Raw genomic sequence first — 17,691 nt, forward strand, 5'->3', positions numbered from 1 at the left:
TTTCGTACCCGCACCCGAACCCGGTCCCGCACACCCGCACCCGACAGTTCGAAAGGCAGACCTTCCATGATCAGCCAGTGGCAGTTGCGTGCCGCTTTCGCCGCGCGGCTCTCGGAGATGTACGGGCGTGAAGTCCCGGCCTACAACACGCTCGTGGACGTCTCGCGCGAAGTGAACGAGGACACGCTGCGCGCGCAGGGTGCCGATGGCGAACGGCTCGGCTCCATCAGCCGGGTCACCGCGGAGCGGCACGGCGCCATCCGCGTGGGGACCCCCTCCGAACTGCGCGAGGTGGCCCGGGTGTTCGGTGCGCTCGGCATGCGTCCGGTCGGCTTCTACGACCTGCGGGAGTCGGCTGCGAGTGCGGTGCCGGTCGTGTCGACGGCCTTTCGTCCGGTGGACGCCGGGGAGTTGGCGCGTAATCCCTTCCGGGTCTTCACCTCGTTGCTCACGACCGCGGACCCGCGCTTCTTCGATGCCGGACTGCGCTCCCGCCTTGAGACCTTCCTCGCCGGGCGCGAGCTCTTCCCGCCGGAGCTGCTCGCCCTGGCGGACCGGGCCGAGGCGGAGTGCGAACTGCCTGAGGCGGACGCCGCCCGTTTCCTCCATCTCGCGGTCAGGGCCTTCGAGTTGTCGGCCGAGCCGATCGACTCGGCCTGGTACGAGGAGCTGGAGAGGGTGTCGGCGGTCGCCGCGGACATCGGGGGCGTCCGCTCCACCCACATCAACCACCTCACCCCGCGCGTCCTGGACATCGACGAGCTGTACCGACGGATGACCGGCCGCGGGATCGAGATGATCGACGCCATCCAGGGTCCGCCCGGCTGGAAGGGGCCCGACCTGCTGCTGCGCCAGACGTCCTTCCGCGCCCTCGCCGAACCGCGTGCCCTGCGCCAGCCCGACGGCAGCGTCATCAGCGGCGCCCTGCGGGTGCGGTTCGGCGAGGTCGAGGCCCGCGGCATCGCTCTCACCCCGGCGGGCCGCGCGCTCTACGACCGCCTGCTCACCCTGGTCGACGACGAGACCGCCCGGCGTCCAGCGGCCGACCGCGCCGAAGTGGCCCGCAGCCTGTGGACCACACATGTGCCATCCACCGAGCGTGAGCTCGCCGCGCAAGGACTGGCCTACTTCACTTACCACGCCACGCCCGACCACCCGCGAAACGGTACGCAACCTCCCACCACCATCGGCGAGTTGGAGAGTCGAGGCTGGGTGCGGGCGGAACCCATCGTCTACGAGGACTTCCTGCCGCGTTCCGCCGCGGGCATCTTCCAGTCCAACCTCAGCGGAGAGGGCTCCCGGAACACCGGGCAGCAGGGCGCCGCGTACGACAGCGATTGGCTGTCCGGTGCCATCGCCCGCGAGGTTCTGGACCCGTACGCCCTGTACGCGCGTCAGCGGAGCCTCTCGATCGCCCAGGTGGGACGCGAACTGGCCATCAACATCGACGACACGCCCCGCTGAGACCGTCGTCCTCACCCCCACACCACACCACACCACACCACACCCAGGGAGCGTCATGACCGGGACCACCGCCCTGCCCACCACCGACGACCTGCGTACCCGTGCCCGCGCGAGCCTGCGGCGCGTCGGCGTGAACGTCCCGGAGGGCGGCGACTTCCAGGCGCGTACGCGCATCACGGGCGAGGGCCTCTTCGGCCTGACCGCGTCGACCCCCGCCGACGCGGAGGGTGCCGTCGCCGCCGCCCGCGAGGCGTTCCTCGTCTGGCGCACCACACCGGCCCCGCGCCGAGGTGAACTCGTGCGTCGCTTGGGTGAGTTGCTGCGCGACCACAAGAGCGATCTGGCCGACCTCATCACGATCGAGGCGGGCAAGATCCGCTCCGAGGCGCTCGGTGAGGTCCAGGAGATGATCGACATCTGTGACTTCGCGGTCGGACTCTCGCGTCAGCTCTACGGCCGCACCATCGCCTCCGAACGGCCCGGCCACCGGCTCGCCGAGACGTGGCATCCGCTGGGCGTGGTCGGAGTGATCTCCGCGTTCAACTTCCCCGCCGCGGTCTGGTCGTGGAACACCGCGGTGGCGTTGGCCTGCGGCGACACCGTGGTCTGGAAGCCTTCCGAGCTGACCCCGCTGATCTCGCTGGCCTGCGACCGACTGCTGGCGCGGGCCGCGGAGGAGACCGGCGCCCCCGCCGATGTGCACCGGCTCCTGCTCGGCGACCGTACGGTGGGCGCGCGGCTCGTCGACGACCCGCGCGTCGCGCTCGTCAGCGCCACCGGGTCCACCCGCATGGGCCGCGAGGTCGGCCCGCGCGTGGCGGCACGGTTCGGGCGCAGCCTGCTGGAACTCGGCGGCAACAACGCCGCGGTGGTGACGCCGTCGGCCGACCTCGACCTGGCGGTGCGGGGCATCGTCTTCGCCGCGGCGGGTACGGCGGGCCAGCGGTGCACCACGCTGCGCCGTCTCATCGTCCACCGCGACATCGCAGACCCCCTCGTCGCGCGCCTGACGGCCGCGTACACCAAGCTGCCGATCGGTGACCCGTTCGCCGAGAGCACTCTGGTCGGCCCGCTCATTTCCCCCGCCGCCCTCGACGGCATGCAGGACGCGCTGACCCGTGTACAGGCGCAAGGAGGCAAGATCCTCGCCGGCGGCAACCGGCGTCTGGCGGACGCGGCGCCGCTGGCCGCCTACGCCGAGCCGGTCCTCGTCCGTGTCGACGAGCAGACCGACGTCGTACGCGAGGAGACCTTCGCGCCCATCCTGTACGTGCTCACGTACGACACCCTGAAGGAGGCCATCGCGCTGCACAACGATGTGCCGCAGGGGTTGTCCTCCAGCATCTTCACCCGCGACCAGCAGGAGGCCGAGCTCTTCCTCTCCTGCGAGGGCTCCGACTGCGGAATCGCCAACGTCAACATCGGCACGTCCGGCGCCGAGATCGGGGGTGCGTTCGGCGGCGAGAAGGAGACGGGCGGCGGCCGCGAGTCAGGCTCCGACGCCTGGCGGGCATACATGCGTCCGGCCACCAACACCATCAACTACTCAGGGCAGCTGGCCCTGGCGCAGAACGTCAGCTTCCTCTGAGAGGAGCGTCAAGCGAGCCACCCCTCAACGCTTCGGTAGCGGCCAAGACCCACGGCGGTGAACTCATCCTCACCGCCGGCCGCCACTGCGCCCAGCCGTCGCAGCGCCTGGGAGATGGGGCTGCCGGGCGGGCTGAAGCGGCGGAACCCGTGGTCAGGGAGCGAAAGTGATGCCGGCGGAGATCGGAAGGTGGTCGCTGCCCGTGGTGGGCAGGGTCCGGATCTGGGTGACCGTCGCCGCGCGGGTCATGACGTGGTCGATCCGGGAGACGGGGAAGGAGGCCGGCCAGCTGAAGGCGAAGTCCCGCCCCGTCGAGTCCAGGCGTGTGGTGACCGGGTGCAGGCCGCGGTCGTCCGTCGTGCCGTTGAGGTCGCCCAGCAGGATCACCTTCTCCAGTTTCTCGGCGGCCAGCGCGGCGCCCAGCAGGCCCGCGCTCTCGTCCCGGCGCCCGGAACTGAAGCCGTGCCACTGGACACGCACCGAGGGCAGGTGGGCGACGTACACCGCGACAGCACCCCACCGCGTACGCGCCGTCGCCCGTACCCCGCGGTTCCAGCCCTTCCCGACGCCCTCCGGCCTGATGTCCACCGCCCTGACGTCCGTCAGCGGATGCTTCGACCAGAGTCCGACCGTGCCCCGCACGGCCCGGTGCGGATATTTCGGCGCCAGTTCCCTCTCGTACACCGGCAGCGCGGCCGGCGTCACCTCCTCCAGGGCGATCAGATCCGGCCCGGCGTCGCTCAGGGCACGTGCGGTGCCCGCGGGGTCGGCGTTCACGTCGCTGACGTTGTGCTGGACGGCCTTGATGTCGTGCGCGCCGCCGCCCCCGGCAGCCGCGCGCCCGCCGAAGAGCGTCCCCCACGCGGCCACGGGCAGCAGCAGGGCCACCAGCGCCAGGGCGGAGCGGCGCAGCAGGGCCAGGACCAGCAGGAGGGGAACGGTCAGGCCGAGCCACGGCAGGAACGTCTCCAGGAGGCTGCCGATGCGGCCGACGGTGTTGGGCACCGCCGAGTGGAAGACCAGCACGGCGGCGGTCAGGACGGCCAGCACGGCGAGAATCCGGCCGCGCGCCCAGGGCGACCGGCCCGTCGCGGCCTCTCCCCACCGCAGCCAGTCACCGCGCCCCAGCCTCCGCCGCGGGTGCGTACTCTCCGGCGCCGCCCCGCTGTCCACTCGCTCCACTCGGCTCCCCTGTCTCCCCCGCTCCCCGGCCGTGAGCGAAGCGTGGCTGGTAGGACGCCACCATCGGGTGATCAGGTTCCCGCCGCCGGATGCGGCCCACGCGGGCAAGGGGAACACTGGGGGACGCATGGCCGTACGGCGCGTACGCACGCGCCCGCGTCCGCATCGCACCCCGTACACCCGCACCCGCACCCGCGTCAGCGCTCCGTTGAAGGGATCTCCCGTGGCCGACCTCTACGCCCTCGTCGGCGAGCACCTCGAAAAGGCCCGCACCGCCGCACACGGGCGCAGCGCGGAGCTGCTCCTGCACGACGGTCCCCTGCGGCAGAGCCTGATCGTGCTCACCACCGGCACCGAGCTGAGCGAGCACGACACTCCCACGGCCGCGACCCTGTTCGTCCTGCGCGGCCGGGTCGGGCTCACCACGGGGAGCGACACCCTCGAACTGGGCGAGGGTGAGTTCGCGCCCATCCCGCACGAGCGCCACGGCCTGACCGCCCTTGACGACTCGGCCGTCGTGCTGACGGCCGTCACCGAGGTCTGAGCAGGCGGCAGCCAGGGGCCGCCGGGGGCAGTCGCGCTCACACGGCCTTGAGCCACTCCTCTACGGCGACGACCTCCGCCCACTGCGGGAAGACCTTGCCGATCAGGACTTCGTGCACCTCGGGGTCCAGGTCGAGGCAGGCGTCCGACAGGACGGTGAGTCCGAGGTCGTGGTCGTTGGCGTGACACGCGGTGTGCAGCACCACCCCGCTGGTGGCGATGCCGGTGAGGACGAGGTGGTCGATGTCGCGCGCCCTGAGCACCAGGTCCAGGTCACTGCCCGAGAACGCGCTCCCGCGCCGCTTGGTGATCACGGTGTCGCCCGGCTGCGGCGCGATGTCGGGGTGGATTTCGGTGCCGGGCCCGCCTTCTGCGTGCAGGCCCGCCCGTACCACTGCGGTGAGTGCCTTGTTGCGGGAGCTGACGCCCGACTGTCCCGGCCGTAACGCGATGGCCACGTAGATCACGGGGATGTCCGCCGCGCGGGCGCCGTCGATCGCCCGGCGCAGACGCGGCAGATACCCCGAGCCGTCGTCGGCGAGGTCCACGATCTCGCGCTGGACGTCCATCACGAGGAGAGCATTGTTCGCCATGCCAGAAGTCCCTTCCGCTCTTACGGCCGCGCCGCCACGGCGTCGACCTCGAACAGCATTCCCGGCAGCGCGAGCGAGGCCACACCGCTCAGCGTCTGCGCGGGAAGCCGGTCACCGAAGCGGGTGTGCAGTGCCTTGCCCAGGATCTCCAGCTTCTCCAGGTCGTGGGCGACGATGAACGTGCCGAGCCGGACCACGTGCTCGTATCCGAGGCCGACCCCCTCCAGGGCCGACGACAGCCTGTCGAAGGCGAGGTCCACCTGCGTGGCGAAGTCGCCGGGCACCGGGGCGCCGGTGGCGTCGGAGGCGTACTGGCCGCCGATGAAGACCAGTTCGCCGGGCGCCGACACGGCATGGCTGTAGCCGAACGGCGTCGGGTCGTGGAGGGTGGCGGGGTTCGTGATGGTGCGCTGATCGGTCGTCATGTCTGATCGAACTCCGGTGGGGGCCCGCCCATTCCGCCGGAACGCAGGCAATGCGCGCCCGGTGCGATCATTGCGCGTGATGAATGCCGAGAAAGAGTGTGCCGAGCGGGAGCCCGCGGGGGACGGGTGGCCGGACGCACCGGGTGACACCGCCCTCACGATCAAGGTCCCCGAGGCCGACCCGCTGGTCAGGGCGGGGGTCCCGGCCCATGTGACGGTGCTCTACCCCTTCGTGCACGAGAGCCGTCTCGACGCCAAGGCCCGCCGCGATCTCGCCGCTCTCTTCGCCGGGCACGACGCCTTCACCCTGACCTTCGCCGAGTTCGCCCGCTACCCCGGCGTGCTCTACCTCGACCCCTGGCCGCACGCCCCGGTCACAGCCCTCACCAAGGACCTCACCGGGCGCTGGCCGGAAGCCGTGCCCTACCGGGGGATATTCGACCCGCCGCTCGCCCCGCACCTGACGGTCGCGAACAACGAGGGCCCCGCGACCCAGGACGCCGCCTACGACGCCTTGCAGGCCGAACTGGAGCCCCTGTTGCCGCTGAGCTGCCACGTCCAGGCGGTCCACCTCATCGTCTTCGACGGCACACGCTGGCGGGACCGCGCCGAGTACCGCCTCGGCCGCTGCCAGGGGCACCCGCCATGGACGACTACCCGCTGCCAAGGAGAAGGTCCTGGCCTGAGCGGCGGAACGGGCCGTTGACCGGCGCTACGCCTGCCGGCCCCCCACGCGCACGGGAAGCTTCTGCACGCTGTTGCCCACGAAGGAGGCGTGCCGGGGCAGTTCGGGCTCCGGGACGGCCAGGTCGAGGTCAGGGAAGCGGCCGAAGAGCTGCTGCAGGGCGATGGTGGCCTCCATGCGAGCCAGCGGGGCGCCCATGCAGAAGTGCGCGCCGTGGCCGAGGGACAGGTGCCGGGTGGACGTGTTGTCGCGGGTGATGTCGAAGCGGTCGGCGTCGGGGCCGTGTGCCTGCTTGTCGCGGCCCGCCGCGGAGTAGCCGGCCAGCACCGGGGTGCCCTGGGGGATGACGGTGCCGTCGAGCGTGAGGTCCCGGGTCGGGTACCGGAAGGGGAAGTAGCTGACGGGGCTGTCCCAGCGCAGGGTCTCCTCCACCACGTCCGCCCAGCTCACCTTGCCGGCCTGGGCAAGGGCGAGCTGCTCAGGGTGGGTGCACAGGGCGCGTACGGCGTTGGTGATCAGGTTCAGCGTGGTCTCGTGCCCGGCGATGATCGTGAGCATCAGGGTGCCGAGCAGTTCGTGCGGGCTGAGCCGGTCGCCGTTCTCCTCGCGGGCCGCGATCAGGGCGGTGGTCAGGTCGTCGCCCGGGTTCGCGGCGCGTGCCGCGGCGACCGCGCCGAGCACCTCCACCATTTCCTTGTTGGCCGCCATCGCCTCCTGGGGGCCGATGTCGGTGGCGACGATCTGGTTCGACAGGTGGTGCAGACGGTCGTGGTATTCGGCGTCCACGCCCAGGAGTTCGCAGATGACGCCCATCGGCAGGGGCAGCGCGAAGTGCTTGCGCAGGTCCGCCACGCCGTCGCCCTCGGCGGCGGCGCGGTCCAGGCCGTCGAGCAGCTCGGTCGTCAGGGCCATGATCCGCGGCTGCAGCTCCGCCACCCTGCGGGCGGTGAACGCCTTGCCCATCAGGGAGCGCAGCCTGCGGTGGTCGGTGCCGTCGGCGGTGGTCATGCCCTGCACCGTCGCGAACGTCTTCAGCGGCCAGCCGTCGGGTATCTCCCCGGCCTGCAACGCGGCGAAGTGCGCGGCGTTCTTGGCGACGTCGGGGTGCGCGAGGAATTCCTTGAGCGCGTCGTGGCCGAGGACCGCCATGCCCTGTACGTCACCGGGCAGCACCACCGGTGCGACGGCGCCGCGGGCGAGCAGCCGGGCGTTGTCCGCGTGCGGGCAGCCGCCGGAGGGGTCGAAGCGGTGCGGCTGGCTTGCTGCGGCGTCGGTGTTCACCGGTGACGTGTTCAACGGGCTCTCCTGGTCCGGGGGCGGGCTGCTGCGGGGCTTGCGGGGTGTCCGGTCAGAGCACGGCGTGCGGCTCCGGCGACGGGGCGGGGTGCTGCGACAGGACCGGGGCGGTGAAGCGGACCGGCAGCGAGGCGAGTCCCTTGCTCCAGGGCGACTTGATCCACTCCAGGTCGGCCTGCGGGATGGCCAGTTCGAGGTCGGGCAGCCGGTGGCGGATCGTGTCCACGGCGGTACGGGTGATGAGCCGGGCCGGGTCCTGGGCGGGGCAGATGTGCGGGCCCGCGCCGAAGGCCAGGTGCGAGCGGTTGCCCACGACCGGGGTGCCGTCGTCCGGCAGGATCAGCGGGTCCGCGTTGGCACCGGCCAGGCCGAGGATGAGCATGTCGCCGGTGCGGATGGACTGCCCGCCGAAGGTCATGTCGCGGGTGGCGTAGCGGGCGGGGAAGTTCTGCGTGGGCGGGAAGCGCCACAGGACCAGGTCCAGTGCGTCGTCCACGCTGAGGTGGCCGCCGGTCAGCGACGAGCGGAACTGCGGGTCGCAGAGCAGGATGCGCAGGGTGGTGGCGATCCAGTTGACGGTGGTCTGGTTGCCCGCGACGAACATGACCACGAGGTTGTGCAGGACCTCTTCGTCGGTGAGCCGGGCCGGGTGGTGCAGCAGGGCCGAGGTGATGTCGTTGCCGCGGCGGCGCCGCTTCTCCTCGATCAGCTGGAGCAGGATCGCGCCCATGCGCTTGCTGGCGTCGGCGGAAGCGCTGGTGGCGGCGACCGTTCCGGCGACGGCCTCCACCAACTGTCGCCCTGTCTGGTCGTCCACGCCGAGCAGTGCGGTGATGACGCGCATCGGCAGCTTGCGGGCGTAGTCGGCGACCAGGTCGGCCTCGCTGCGTTCCGCGAACGACACGATCACCTGCTCGGCCTCGGCCCGTACGGTGCGCCGCAGTTCGTGGCCGTTGATCCCGGCGAGCGCGGCGGAGACGGCGGCGCGCATCCTGCGGTGCTGCTGTCCGTCGGCGAACAGCAGGGCGGGGCGCCAGCCGACCATGGGCAGGATCGGTGAGTCGGCGGGCACCCGGCCTTCCCGCAGCAGGCTCCAGCGGCGCGGATCGTGCGAGAAGTCCTGCTCGTCGCGGGTGAGTTGGAGCAGTTCGCGGTGGCCGATGACGAGCCAGGCGTCCACGCCGGGGGCGATGGACACGGGCGCCACCGGCCCGTGGGCGCCGCGCAGTTGCTCGTACAGGGCGGACATGGCGTCGCCGTCGAGGTGCGGTCCGTAGAGCGCGGTCGCCGGTGCCGGGGCTCCGGCGACCGGGCAGCGGGTCGGCGGCAGCCCGGCCGCGGCGTGGGGCGAGGTCATGAGGTCTCCGTGGCGATGTGGATGAGGTGCTGGACGAGGGCGATCAGCGCCCGGACCGAGGACGAGGGGTCGCGTGCGTCGCAGGTCACCACGGGGGTGCCGGGGAGCAGGTCGAGGGCCGAGCGCAGGTCGTCCACGCTGTGCTGGGGGCTGCCGGGGAAGATGTTGACGGCCACCGCGAAGGGCAGTCCGAGATCCTCCAGGTTGCCCAGGGCGTCGAAGGACGCCTCCAGGTCCCGCGTGTCCACCAGGGCCAGAGCGCCGAGCGCGCCCTTGGCCAGGTCCCGCCACGCGGGCAGGAAGCGCTGCTGTCCGGGGGTGCCGAACAGGTAGAGCACCAGCTCCCCGTCGATGGTCATCCGGCCGAAGTCCAGGGCCACGGTCGTGGTCGTCTTGCCGCCGGCCACGACGGTGTCCACCCGAGCGCCGGCCTGGGTCATGACGGCCTCGGTGGACAGGGGTTTGATCTCCGAGACGGTGCCGATCAGGGTGGTCTTGCCGACCCCGAGCGGTCCGACGACCAGGATCTTGGCGGCGCCCGCGACGCTGGAGGTGAGGTACTTCCCGGCCCCGGGCCCGGACCCGGTGGCGGCCTCGGCGGCCTCGGCGGAGCCAGGCGGTCGCGGGGCTCCGGGCGCGGGGGACGGCGCGTCAGAGGCGGCTTTCGAGACCATGGAGGACCTTTCTGAGCATGGTCACATCGGTGTATTCGGCCGGGGGCACCGGCGGGCGGGTCACGATGAGCCCCCATTCGAGGAGATCGCAGAGCAACGCCTGGACGACCGAGGGAGGCTGGCCGATGTGGGCGGCAACCTCGGCCACCGAGAGGAGCCCCTGGCAGTGCGCCAGGATGGTCTGGTGCTCGGGCTGGAGCGACGCCGGGAACGCCGCGTCCGTCGCCATCACCAGGGACTCCCAGGCCAGCGCCTCGGTGTCGGCGGCCGCCCGTCCGCGAGTGATCACGTACGGGCGGATCGCCGAGGCCGTCGGCTCCTCCGGCCGGGGGTCCGTCATGACGCCGCGGTGGCCGGATCCCGCGGCTGGCTGCTCAGGTGCGAGCCGATCTTCACCACGAGCAGCTGCATCTGCTGGGCCACCAGACCGACATCAGCCTGCAGGTCGGTGGCGACCCCCAGGTGCGCGCCGACACCGGCGTGGGTGAACAGCACGAACCCGTGGTCGGACTCCAGCATCAACTGCCGTACGCCCGCGCCGGAACCGAAGAGCAGCGAGGTCGTGGACCGGCCCGTCATGGTCATCGCCGCGCAGGCCGCGGAGAGGGACTCGGCTTCGGCGAGGCTCAGCTCGGACACCGGGCCCGAGAGGTTCTCGGCGGACGCGTGTCCGAGCCGCAGCCCGTCCTCGGACACCACCACGCTGTGCCGGACCCCGGGGATCTCGATCAGCGGGCGCAGCATCCAGCCCAGGTCGGGAAGGGGGGTGATGATTCCGGTCACTGCCGGCCTCCGTCATGCTCGTCAGGGGTGGGGGATTGGGTCGTTGGGGCCGCCTCACGCGGCGCCTGCTGTTCCGCGTCGAGGGCCGCGCGGCCACGCAGCGAACCGGACACCACGCTGGCGATCGACGCGCGTGCCGCCTCCGGTGTCCAAGGGGGCGCGGGCGGTCCCGGAGGTACCTGGTGGTGCTCCGGGACCGGCAGGCGGTGAGCTCCCGTGGCCGGCTGGCGGCGGTTGCGGCGCTTGGGCAGACCGGCCGGCGTCTCGCGCTCGGGAGGTACGGCCGGTGCGCTCCGAACGGGCAGCTCCGCCTGCTCGGCGGGGTCGTGCTGTTCGTGCGGCTCTTGCCGGGCGTGCTTCGCGTGCTGGGCGGGCTGGGCTTCGGCGAACTCGGCCGGCGGTCCGCCGGGGGCCGTCGGCTGCTGTGCGGAAACGGGAACGGGGGCGGGCTCCGGCTCGGCGGCCTGCTGCGGCGTCTGGCCGCCGAGGCGATGAGATCCGGTGAGCTGCGAAGGGGGCTCGGTCAGCAGGCGGAACGGCACGAACGTCACTGCACGCGTGCCGCCGTAGGCCGAGGCCCCGCTCAGTTCCACGTTGAAGCCGAGCTCCCGGCTCCAGCGGCCCACGCAGGCAAGGCCGAGGCGCGGCACCGCGCCGAGCCGTGCCAGGTCCTGGTCGTCGCGGAGTTGGCCCATCGCCCGGTGCAGGACGTCCGGGGGCATCCCGAGTCCGGCGTCGTCGATCTCCAGGACCGCGCCGGCTCCCACCTCGCGGATGGTGACGACGACTTGGGAGCGCGAGGGGGAGAACACCGTGGCGTTCTCCAGGAGTTCGGCGATGGCGTGCATCAGCCCTTCGACCGCGGGCGGCACGGCGTACAGCGTCTGGCCGCCGTGCACCTCGATCCGGCTGTACTCCACGATCCGCGACTGTGCGCCGCGTACGCAGTCGTAGAGCGAGACCGGCCGTGTCTCCCTGCGGGCGGGCCAGATCCCGCACATCACGAGGAGCGTCTGGGCCTTGCGGGTCATCTGCGCGGCCGCGTGATCGGCCTTCATCACCTCGCCCATGAGGTGCGGGTCGTCGATGGAGCGCTCGACCCGGTCGAGGACCTGCTGCTGCACGGTGGCCATCGCGTGCATGGTGCGTGCGACGGACTCGAAGGCGGCCTGCACCGAGTCGCGCAGACCGCGCTCGCGGCGCACCGCCTCGTCCGACCCGAGTGCGACGGCCACCGCGGACAGAGCCCGCGAGAACTCCTCACCGGTCTCCGTCGGCGGTGCCAACGGCCCCGGCACACCTTCCAGCCGCTGCCCGGCGCGCACGCGCTCCGCGATCGCCGGGAGCCGCACACCGGCGAGGTGCGCGACCTCGGCCTCCCGGGCCGCGGCAAGCCGCTCCTGGCCGGCCCGGTCGGCGCGCTCGGCCGACAACTGCCGGACGAGCACGAGGACCCAGGCGAGCAGCAGCACCGCGACCGCGGCACAGCCACCGGCAAGGACCTGCCGCCACTCCGCCGCGGCGTCCAGTGCGGCGAGCACCGCTCCCGCCACGGCGAGGATCACGGCCATCAGCCAGACCACGGCCTCGCGTCCCACGGACCCGCGCTTGAGACGGCTCACCACGGCCTGCTTGCCCCGGCAATCCTGCACACCTTCACCACGACGAACGAACCCTCCCCGAACGCACCGAACTCCCTTACGAATGGGGAGCGAGGCGATCTTAGGTCAACTCGGCGTTTTTTGGCTGGCCGTTGAGGAAGCCGGGCTTCCGGCGCCCGGGTTCCTGCCGGGGCCCGGCCGGAATTACCGCTTGGTAAGGGGGCAGTGGGCGAGCAGAGCCACCGGGTCGGCGGTGTCCGGGCGCGGGACGGTGCGGCTGGTCGGGGGGTGCGTGCCCCGGCCGGTCCAGTCCTCCATCGCCTCGAACGCCGAGCGGTGGCAGGGCACCAGGGGCCGCAGTCTGTCGGGGTAGGTGTCGACGAGCGAATCGACGTGTGTGCCGTCCTCGATGCGGTAGTAGCGGAACAGGTCGCCCCGGCCGGCGTCGCGCACCATCTTCGCGTAGACGTCCGAGTCCTTGCTGATGGGCAACTGGACGTCGAGGGTGCCGTGCACGGTGATCAGCGGCTTGCCGATGCGTCCGGTCAGGGCGATCTTCCGCACGGCCTCGCGCACTTCCCGTGGCCGGGTCGCGTACGCGTAGTCGGCGTCGCACGCCGGTGTCCCCGGTGCGCAGAAGGGAGTTCCGGCCTCGGTCGCTCCGTCGTATCCCGGGTCGAGTTCCTCGCGGTAGATCCGCTGGGTCAAGTCCCAGTAGACCTGGTGGTGATAGGGCCACAGGAACTCCGAACCGGCCGGGAAACCGGCGGCGACCATCTCCTGATGGGCCTGGTCCGCGCCCTCTCCTCCCTGCGCGTACGTCGGGTAGGCGCGCAGCGCGGGCGGCAGGAAGTCGAGCAGGTTCGGGCCCTCCGTCCGCCACAGCGTGCCTTCCCAGTCCACTCCCCCGTCGTAGAGCTCGGGATGGTTCTCCAGCTGCCAGCGCACCAGATAGCCGCCGTTGGACATGCCGGTGGCCAGCGTGCGCGCGGCGGGGCGGTGATAGCGCTGTGCGACCACGGCCTTGGCCGCGCGGGTGAGTTGGGTGACGCGCTCGTTCCATTCGGCGATCGCGTCGCCCGGCCTGGCTCCGTCCCGGTGGAAGGCGGCGCCGGTGTTGCCCTTGTCGGTCGAGGCGAAGGCGTACCCGCGGGAGAGCACCCAGTCGCCGATCGCCCGGTCGTTGGCGTACTGCTCACGGACCCCGGGTGTGCCCGCGACGACCAGGCCGCCGTTCCAGCGGTCGGGCAGGCGGATGACGAACTGCGCGTCGTGCTTCCAGCTGTGGTTGGTGTTGGTCGCCGAGCTGTCGGGGAAATAACCGTCGATCTGGATGCCGGGGACACCGCGTGGGGTCGTGAGCCCGACGGGGGTCAGTCCCGCGTAGTCCGCCGGGTCGGTGTGGCCGGATGCGACCGTTCCCGCGGTGGTCAACTCGGCCAGGCAGGAGGTCTTCTGGCGTGCGGCGCCCGGCACCCTCAGCTTCGCCGACGACGCGCAGTGTCCCGCGCCGCCGCCTCCGGCCACGGTTCCTTCGGGCCGTACGGCGGCGGCCGGCACCGCGGCGAGCGTGACGAGCAGCGTGGTCAGGGCGAGGGCGCCGCGGAACATGCGCGGCAAGCGGGGCATGCGTCCGGGCGGATCTACGGCGGGCACGGGTTCCTCCGGTGGGCGTGAGTGCGGACGGCGGCTGCGGGGAGCGGCGGTGGCGTCAGGGGCAGGTGCCGTCGGCGATGACGTAGTGGCCGGTCGGCGACTCCTTCAAGGTGTGCGTGACGGCGAGGTTGTAGAGGCCCATGTTCTGGTTCGAGCCCTTGGCGTAGGTGTAGCCGCCGCTGGTGGTGGCGCGTCCGGCCTGGACGTGCTGGTAGTTGTTCGCGGTCCAGCACTTGGCCGCGGAGCCCGTGGTGGAGGCGGTGACCTGGGACGACCGCGCCCCTTCCGTCCCGTTCGTGTCGCGGGCGGCCACGCTGTAGGTGTGGCTGCCGCCGGGGCTGAGGCCGGTGTCCGTGAACGGAGGGCCGGTCGGTGTGGCGACGCGGGTGCCGTCCCGGTACACGGCGTAGGAGGCGGCGTCGGGGACGCGGTTCCAGTTCAGGGTGACGGAGGTGTCGGTCGCGCCGGTTGCGGCCAGACCACCCGGGGCGGGCAGCCCGCCGGGGTCGGGGGCGGAGCCGTCCAGGCCGAAGAAGCCGGTGATCCAGTTGCTGGAGCAGATGGAGTCGATGAAGTTCGCCGTCCCGGTCGCACCGCACTGCGTCGCGCCCGTCCCGGGGTCGACCGGGGTGCCGTGGCCGATGGAGGGAACCCGGTCGACCTCCACGGCGACGGACCCGTCCGCCCCGAGGTACTGCTCCCTGCGGGTGGAGTTGGGGCCGATGGTGGAGGTGCGGTCGGGGCTCTGGTCAAGGCCGTGGACGGCCGTCCACTGGTCACGCAGTTCGTCGGCGTTCTTCTTGGCGACGGTGGGGTCGTTGTCCCCGTGCCAGATCGCCACCCTCGGCCAGGGGCCGGTGTAGCCGGGGTGGGCGTCACGCACGGCCCCCGCCCAGGCCGAGGGGGTCCGGTCGACGCCCGGGTTCATGCAGCTGTAGGCGGACACGACGTCTGCGGCGCAGCCGTACGGGAGGCCCGCGACGACGGCGCCCGCCTTGAACACGTCGGGGTAGGCGGCGAGCATCACCGACGTCATGGCGCCCCCGGCCGACAGGCCGGTGGCGTAGGTCTGTTCGGCATCGGCGCCGTACGCGGACGCGGCATGGCCGACCATCTGGCGGATCGAGGCGGCCTCGCCCTGTCCGCGTCGCGTGTCCCCGGCCTGGAACCAGTTGAAGCACTTGCTGCTGTTGTTGGCGGACGCCTGCTCGGGGAAGACGAGCAGGAAGCCGTGCCGGTCGGCGAACTTCGTCAGGCCCGCATTGTCGGCGTAGAGCTGCGCGCTCTGGCTGCAGCCGTGCATGGCCACCACCACGGCGGGGTCCGCCGCCAGGGTCGCCGGCCGGTACACGTACATGTTCAGGCTGCCGGGGTTGGCGCCGAAGTTGCCGACTTTCTCCAGGGCTGCGGCCGCCCGCGCAGAGGGCGAGGGCACGGTCACCGCTGCGGTCACGAGCAGGCCCACCACGGCCGTCACGCGTCCCAGGGCCCGGCGCCACCTCCCCCTCGCCGTCCTTCTCACGCGGGGAGGGTGTCCTGCGGAGGGCTGCGGGTTGAGGCGTTTCTCGTACGACGGCATAGCGGCTCCCGACGGCGGGCGGTGCGCGATCTCCGGGGCGGATCACGCGACCCCGGAGCCGGCCGCTCCTGCTGACGCGGGCCTGGACGCTGGGGTGCGGGCAACCGTAGGAGCCACCGTGACCGGGACAGAATGGCGGCGGACGCCACAAGGCCGTCAACTGCCGCTGGTGTCAGACCTGTTGTCGCCCGACCGCTTCCGTGCTATAGGCGTCGCCCTGACCTGATGGCTGTGCAGGCCCTGGTTGTCTACTTGTCTACCGGCCACTGTGGTCACCCGCACCGACCGGAAGTCGACGTGGTCATGGGAGGCCGTACGGCCAAGCCGTGACGCGGCAGTACGGCGATACGGCGATGTGGGACCTGCGGGGGCACGCCGGAGCTGGTGGCATGCGGGCGAGTGCGCCTCGTGGCCCGGCGGCCATGTTTGGCTCCGACCCGCCCGGGAACTTTTGCGTCTGCCCCACGACGGCACTGCCACCATGCCGTCCGCGCCGCTGCCGTCCGCCAGACCATGGCCGACACCCGCTCCCGCCACGCCCCGACCGCAACGCGGAGGTGCGCACCATGCCCCTGCAGCAGACCATAACCGCCGGCGTAGACGGCTCACCCGGGAGCCTGGGCGCCGCCGGCTGGGCGGCCCAGGAAGCCCTGCGCCGTGACCTGCCGCTCCATCTCGTCCACGCCAGCGCACCGTCGCCCGTGCGCAGCCGTCTGCCGGAGACCGACGCCCCGTACGACCGCGAGCGCGGCGCACTCGGCCGCGCCGTCCTGCATCTGTCGAACACCCATCCCACCCTGCGGATCCTCGACGAGCAGGTCACCGGGTCACCGGTGGGCGCGCTCCTCGCGGCGGCCAGTTCCTCGGCGCTGCTCGTGGTCGGCTCGCACGGCGCGGGCGCGATCACCGGGGCGCTGGTCGGCTCGGTCGCGCAGGCCGTCGCGGCACGCGCCTCCTGCCCGACCGCTCTGGTGGGGGCGCGGCACCACACCGGGAACACCGACCAGGGTCCACCGTGCGACCCGGAGCACCCGGTCGTGCTCGGCATCGACCTGTCACGCCCCGGCGACGAGCTGCTCGAGTACGCCTTCGAGGCGGCGGCGTCCCGCGAGGCGCCGCTCCATGTCGTGCACGTCTGGACCGCTCCCCTGGTCCCCTCGACCGACGCCATCGACCCCATGCCGGAGAAGGTGCAGCAGCTGGCGGCCGAACTCGCGCCATGGCGGCGGAAGTTCCCCCGGACGCAGGTCACCGACCTGCTCGTGCACGGTATGGCGGGCCACCACTTGGTCGAGGCGGCCTCGGTGGCCTGCCTGCTGGTCATCGGCCGCCGTGTCCCGGTCGGACCGAACCTCGGACGGACCGCGCACGCGGCGATCCACGACGCCAAATGCCCGGTCGTCGTCGTGCCGCACTACTGAGGGGATCTTTCACCGCGGGCGTCTCCCCGCGGCGGAGGCCTCAGGGCCTCGCGACGTCCATCGTCACAGGTCCGTACAGCGCGCTGGGGGCCTCCGTCGTCAGGGCCCAGTAGCGGTCGCCGTAGGACCAGTGCCACCACTCCGTGGGGTAGTTGACCAGGCCCGCGGTGGCGAGGGCCGCGGTGAGGGTGCGGCGATTGCGGCGGGCCGTCGGCGAGATCAGGGCGCTGTCCGTGTAGCAGGCGCCGTCGCTCTCCTCGGGGCTGGCGTTCACCGGGGTGCCGAGGTCGAGTTCGGCGCCGGACGCGGTGCGCAGGGTGAGGTCGACGGCGGCGCCCGCGACATGCGGACCCACGTCGGGCGGCGAGAGGGAGCGGCTCGTCTGCTGCTGGAGGTAGGCGTCCGACCAGTCGGGGTTGGCCTTTCTCAGCTCCGCGGCGTACTCATCGAAGTACTGGATCTGCAGGGCCAGCGGCCGGTATCCCTCGGTGACCAGGAGGCGCAGCCCCTCGGGCAGCAACCGGGCGGCGCGGGCCAGGCGCCAGGCGACGCCCTCTCGCAGTTGGGCGTAGGCCCCGTCGTCGTCGGCGAGGCGGTCGTCGACGTCGACGAAGGGCAGTTGGCGCAGGTCCACGAGGGCTTCGTCGCATTCGTGGACCGGTATGCCGACGACTCTGGGGTCGTTCATGAGGATGATCGACGACATGTCTGCCCCTTCGTGGCGACGACGGCGGGCACAGCTCCGGGGACGGGCTGCCGCCCGGCCCCGAAGTCCCCTCCGTGCCCTGGCAGGGGTGCTACGCGACGAGCGGCCCACACGACCGACGGTGTCGGTGGTGTGGGC

Annotated in this window: 17 protein-coding genes; 5 read left to right on the plus strand and 12 right to left on the minus strand. The window is 72.2% G+C overall.

Annotated features, from left to right (window positions below; genetic code table 11):
* The first annotated feature begins 66 nt into the window (after positions 1-66).
* Entirely contained in the window at positions 67-1,464 is a 1,398-nt protein-coding gene (hglS, locus tag ACZ5U5_RS01640) for a 2-oxoadipate dioxygenase/decarboxylase (protein ID WP_469014939.1), read from the plus strand.
* Positions 1,465-1,519: 55 nt separating this feature from the next.
* A complete protein-coding gene (gene amaB, locus ACZ5U5_RS01645; protein WP_469014942.1) occupies positions 1,520-3,052 on the plus strand; it encodes an L-piperidine-6-carboxylate dehydrogenase in 1,533 nt (510 codons plus the stop codon).
* A 153-nt stretch (positions 3,053-3,205) separates the two neighbouring features.
* Here the strand turns inward: amaB and ACZ5U5_RS01650 are convergent, their stop codons facing one another.
* Complete coding sequence (locus tag ACZ5U5_RS01650; RefSeq protein WP_469016848.1) at positions 3,206-4,162, minus strand: endonuclease/exonuclease/phosphatase family protein; 957 nt, start codon at positions 4,160-4,162, stop codon at positions 3,206-3,208.
* A 295-nt stretch (positions 4,163-4,457) separates the two neighbouring features.
* Here ACZ5U5_RS01650 and ACZ5U5_RS01655 point away from each other — a divergent pair, with 295 nt between their 5' ends.
* Positions 4,458-4,778 carry a cupin domain-containing protein gene (locus ACZ5U5_RS01655; protein ID WP_469016851.1) on the plus strand — a complete coding sequence of 107 codons (321 nt, stop codon included), beginning with the start codon at positions 4,458-4,460 and terminating at the stop codon, positions 4,776-4,778.
* A 37-nt stretch (positions 4,779-4,815) separates the two neighbouring features.
* Here the strand turns inward: ACZ5U5_RS01655 and ACZ5U5_RS01660 are convergent, their stop codons facing one another.
* Both ACZ5U5_RS01660 and ACZ5U5_RS01665 read right to left on the minus strand, forming a co-directional pair.
* Positions 4,816-5,370 carry a cysteine hydrolase family protein gene (locus ACZ5U5_RS01660; RefSeq protein WP_469014943.1) on the minus strand — a complete coding sequence of 185 codons (555 nt, stop codon included), beginning with the start codon at positions 5,368-5,370 and terminating at the stop codon, positions 4,816-4,818.
* A gap of 20 nt (positions 5,371-5,390) precedes the next feature.
* Entirely contained in the window at positions 5,391-5,795 is a 405-nt protein-coding gene (locus tag ACZ5U5_RS01665) for a RidA family protein (RefSeq protein ID WP_469014944.1), read from the minus strand.
* Positions 5,796-5,874: 79 nt separating this feature from the next.
* On the opposite strand from ACZ5U5_RS01665, the gene ACZ5U5_RS01670 reads away from it, so the two are divergent.
* Positions 5,875-6,501, plus strand: a complete 627-nt coding sequence (locus ACZ5U5_RS01670) for a 2'-5' RNA ligase family protein (protein WP_469014946.1) — start codon at positions 5,875-5,877, stop codon at positions 6,499-6,501.
* A 6-nt stretch (positions 6,502-6,507) separates the two neighbouring features.
* Here the strand turns inward: ACZ5U5_RS01670 and ACZ5U5_RS01675 are convergent, their stop codons facing one another.
* The 8 genes from ACZ5U5_RS01675 to ACZ5U5_RS01710 form a co-directional block, all read right to left on the minus strand.
* Positions 6,508-7,776: a cytochrome P450 family protein gene (locus tag ACZ5U5_RS01675; protein WP_469014947.1), complete on the minus strand. Its 1,269-nt coding sequence runs from the start codon at positions 7,774-7,776 to the stop codon at positions 6,508-6,510.
* A gap of 52 nt (positions 7,777-7,828) precedes the next feature.
* On the minus strand, positions 7,829-9,133 hold the full coding sequence (locus tag ACZ5U5_RS01680; RefSeq protein ID WP_469014950.1) for a cytochrome P450: 1,305 nt from the start codon (positions 9,131-9,133) through the stop codon (positions 7,829-7,831).
* Positions 9,130-9,807, minus strand: coding sequence for a GTP-binding protein (locus ACZ5U5_RS01685; RefSeq protein WP_469014951.1), 678 nt, complete (start codon positions 9,805-9,807; stop codon positions 9,130-9,132). The genes ACZ5U5_RS01680 and ACZ5U5_RS01685 overlap by 4 nt, the downstream gene beginning before the upstream one ends.
* On the minus strand, positions 9,785-10,147 hold the full coding sequence (locus ACZ5U5_RS01690; protein ID WP_363205855.1) for a DUF742 domain-containing protein: 363 nt from the start codon (positions 10,145-10,147) through the stop codon (positions 9,785-9,787). Before ACZ5U5_RS01690 ends, ACZ5U5_RS01685 begins: the two co-directional genes overlap by 23 nt.
* The gene (locus ACZ5U5_RS01695; protein ID WP_469014953.1) at positions 10,144-10,590 is read right to left on the minus strand and encodes a roadblock/LC7 domain-containing protein; all 447 of its coding nucleotides are present in this window, start codon (positions 10,588-10,590) and stop codon (positions 10,144-10,146) included. Before ACZ5U5_RS01695 ends, ACZ5U5_RS01690 begins: the two co-directional genes overlap by 4 nt.
* Positions 10,587-12,161: an ATP-binding protein gene (locus tag ACZ5U5_RS01700; RefSeq protein WP_469016853.1), complete on the minus strand. Its 1,575-nt coding sequence runs from the start codon at positions 12,159-12,161 to the stop codon at positions 10,587-10,589. Before ACZ5U5_RS01700 ends, ACZ5U5_RS01695 begins: the two co-directional genes overlap by 4 nt.
* A gap of 234 nt (positions 12,162-12,395) precedes the next feature.
* Complete coding sequence (locus ACZ5U5_RS01705; RefSeq protein WP_469014956.1) at positions 12,396-13,820, minus strand: 3-hydroxybutyrate oligomer hydrolase family protein; 1,425 nt, start codon at positions 13,818-13,820, stop codon at positions 12,396-12,398.
* A gap of 82 nt (positions 13,821-13,902) precedes the next feature.
* Positions 13,903-15,324 carry an extracellular catalytic domain type 1 short-chain-length polyhydroxyalkanoate depolymerase gene (locus tag ACZ5U5_RS01710; protein WP_469014958.1) on the minus strand — a complete coding sequence of 474 codons (1,422 nt, stop codon included), beginning with the start codon at positions 15,322-15,324 and terminating at the stop codon, positions 13,903-13,905.
* Positions 15,325-15,992: 668 nt separating this feature from the next.
* Between ACZ5U5_RS01710 and ACZ5U5_RS01715 the strand changes: the two genes are divergently transcribed.
* The gene (locus ACZ5U5_RS01715) at positions 15,993-16,847 is read left to right on the plus strand and encodes a universal stress protein (RefSeq protein ID WP_469014960.1); all 855 of its coding nucleotides are present in this window, start codon (positions 15,993-15,995) and stop codon (positions 16,845-16,847) included.
* 40 nt (positions 16,848-16,887) lie between these two features.
* Here ACZ5U5_RS01715 and ACZ5U5_RS01720 read toward each other — a convergent pair whose 3' ends face one another.
* On the minus strand, positions 16,888-17,553 hold the full coding sequence (locus ACZ5U5_RS01720; RefSeq protein ID WP_469014961.1) for a M15 family metallopeptidase: 666 nt from the start codon (positions 17,551-17,553) through the stop codon (positions 16,888-16,890).
* Positions 17,554-17,691 lie beyond the last annotated feature (138 nt).

The organism is Streptomyces sp. NPDC033177, assembly GCF_055577715.1.

Excerpts from the sequence above, each read along its gene's own strand:
- hglS (WP_469014939.1), top strand. The coding sequence starts at position 67 with ATGATCAGCCAGTGGCAGTTGCGTGCCGCTTTCGCCGCGCGGCTCTCG.
- amaB (WP_469014942.1), top strand. The coding sequence starts at position 1,520 with ATGACCGGGACCACCGCCCTGCCCACCACCGACGACCTGCGTACCCGT.
- ACZ5U5_RS01660 (WP_469014943.1), bottom strand. The coding sequence starts at position 5,370 with ATGGCGAACAATGCTCTCCTCGTGATGGACGTCCAGCGCGAGATCGTG.
- ACZ5U5_RS01665 (WP_469014944.1), bottom strand. The coding sequence starts at position 5,795 with ATGACGACCGATCAGCGCACCATCACGAACCCCGCCACCCTCCACGAC.
- ACZ5U5_RS01670 (WP_469014946.1), top strand. The coding sequence starts at position 5,875 with ATGAATGCCGAGAAAGAGTGTGCCGAGCGGGAGCCCGCGGGGGACGGG.
- ACZ5U5_RS01680 (WP_469014950.1), bottom strand. The coding sequence starts at position 9,133 with ATGACCTCGCCCCACGCCGCGGCCGGGCTGCCGCCGACCCGCTGCCCG.
- ACZ5U5_RS01685 (WP_469014951.1), bottom strand. The coding sequence starts at position 9,807 with ATGGTCTCGAAAGCCGCCTCTGACGCGCCGTCCCCCGCGCCCGGAGCC.
- ACZ5U5_RS01690 (WP_363205855.1), bottom strand. The coding sequence starts at position 10,147 with ATGACGGACCCCCGGCCGGAGGAGCCGACGGCCTCGGCGATCCGCCCG.
- ACZ5U5_RS01700 (WP_469016853.1), bottom strand. The coding sequence starts at position 12,161 with ATGGCCGTGATCCTCGCCGTGGCGGGAGCGGTGCTCGCCGCACTGGAC.
- ACZ5U5_RS01705 (WP_469014956.1), bottom strand. The coding sequence starts at position 13,820 with ATGCCCCGCTTGCCGCGCATGTTCCGCGGCGCCCTCGCCCTGACCACG.
- ACZ5U5_RS01715 (WP_469014960.1), top strand. The coding sequence starts at position 15,993 with ATGCCCCTGCAGCAGACCATAACCGCCGGCGTAGACGGCTCACCCGGG.
- ACZ5U5_RS01720 (WP_469014961.1), bottom strand. The coding sequence starts at position 17,553 with ATGTCGTCGATCATCCTCATGAACGACCCCAGAGTCGTCGGCATACCG.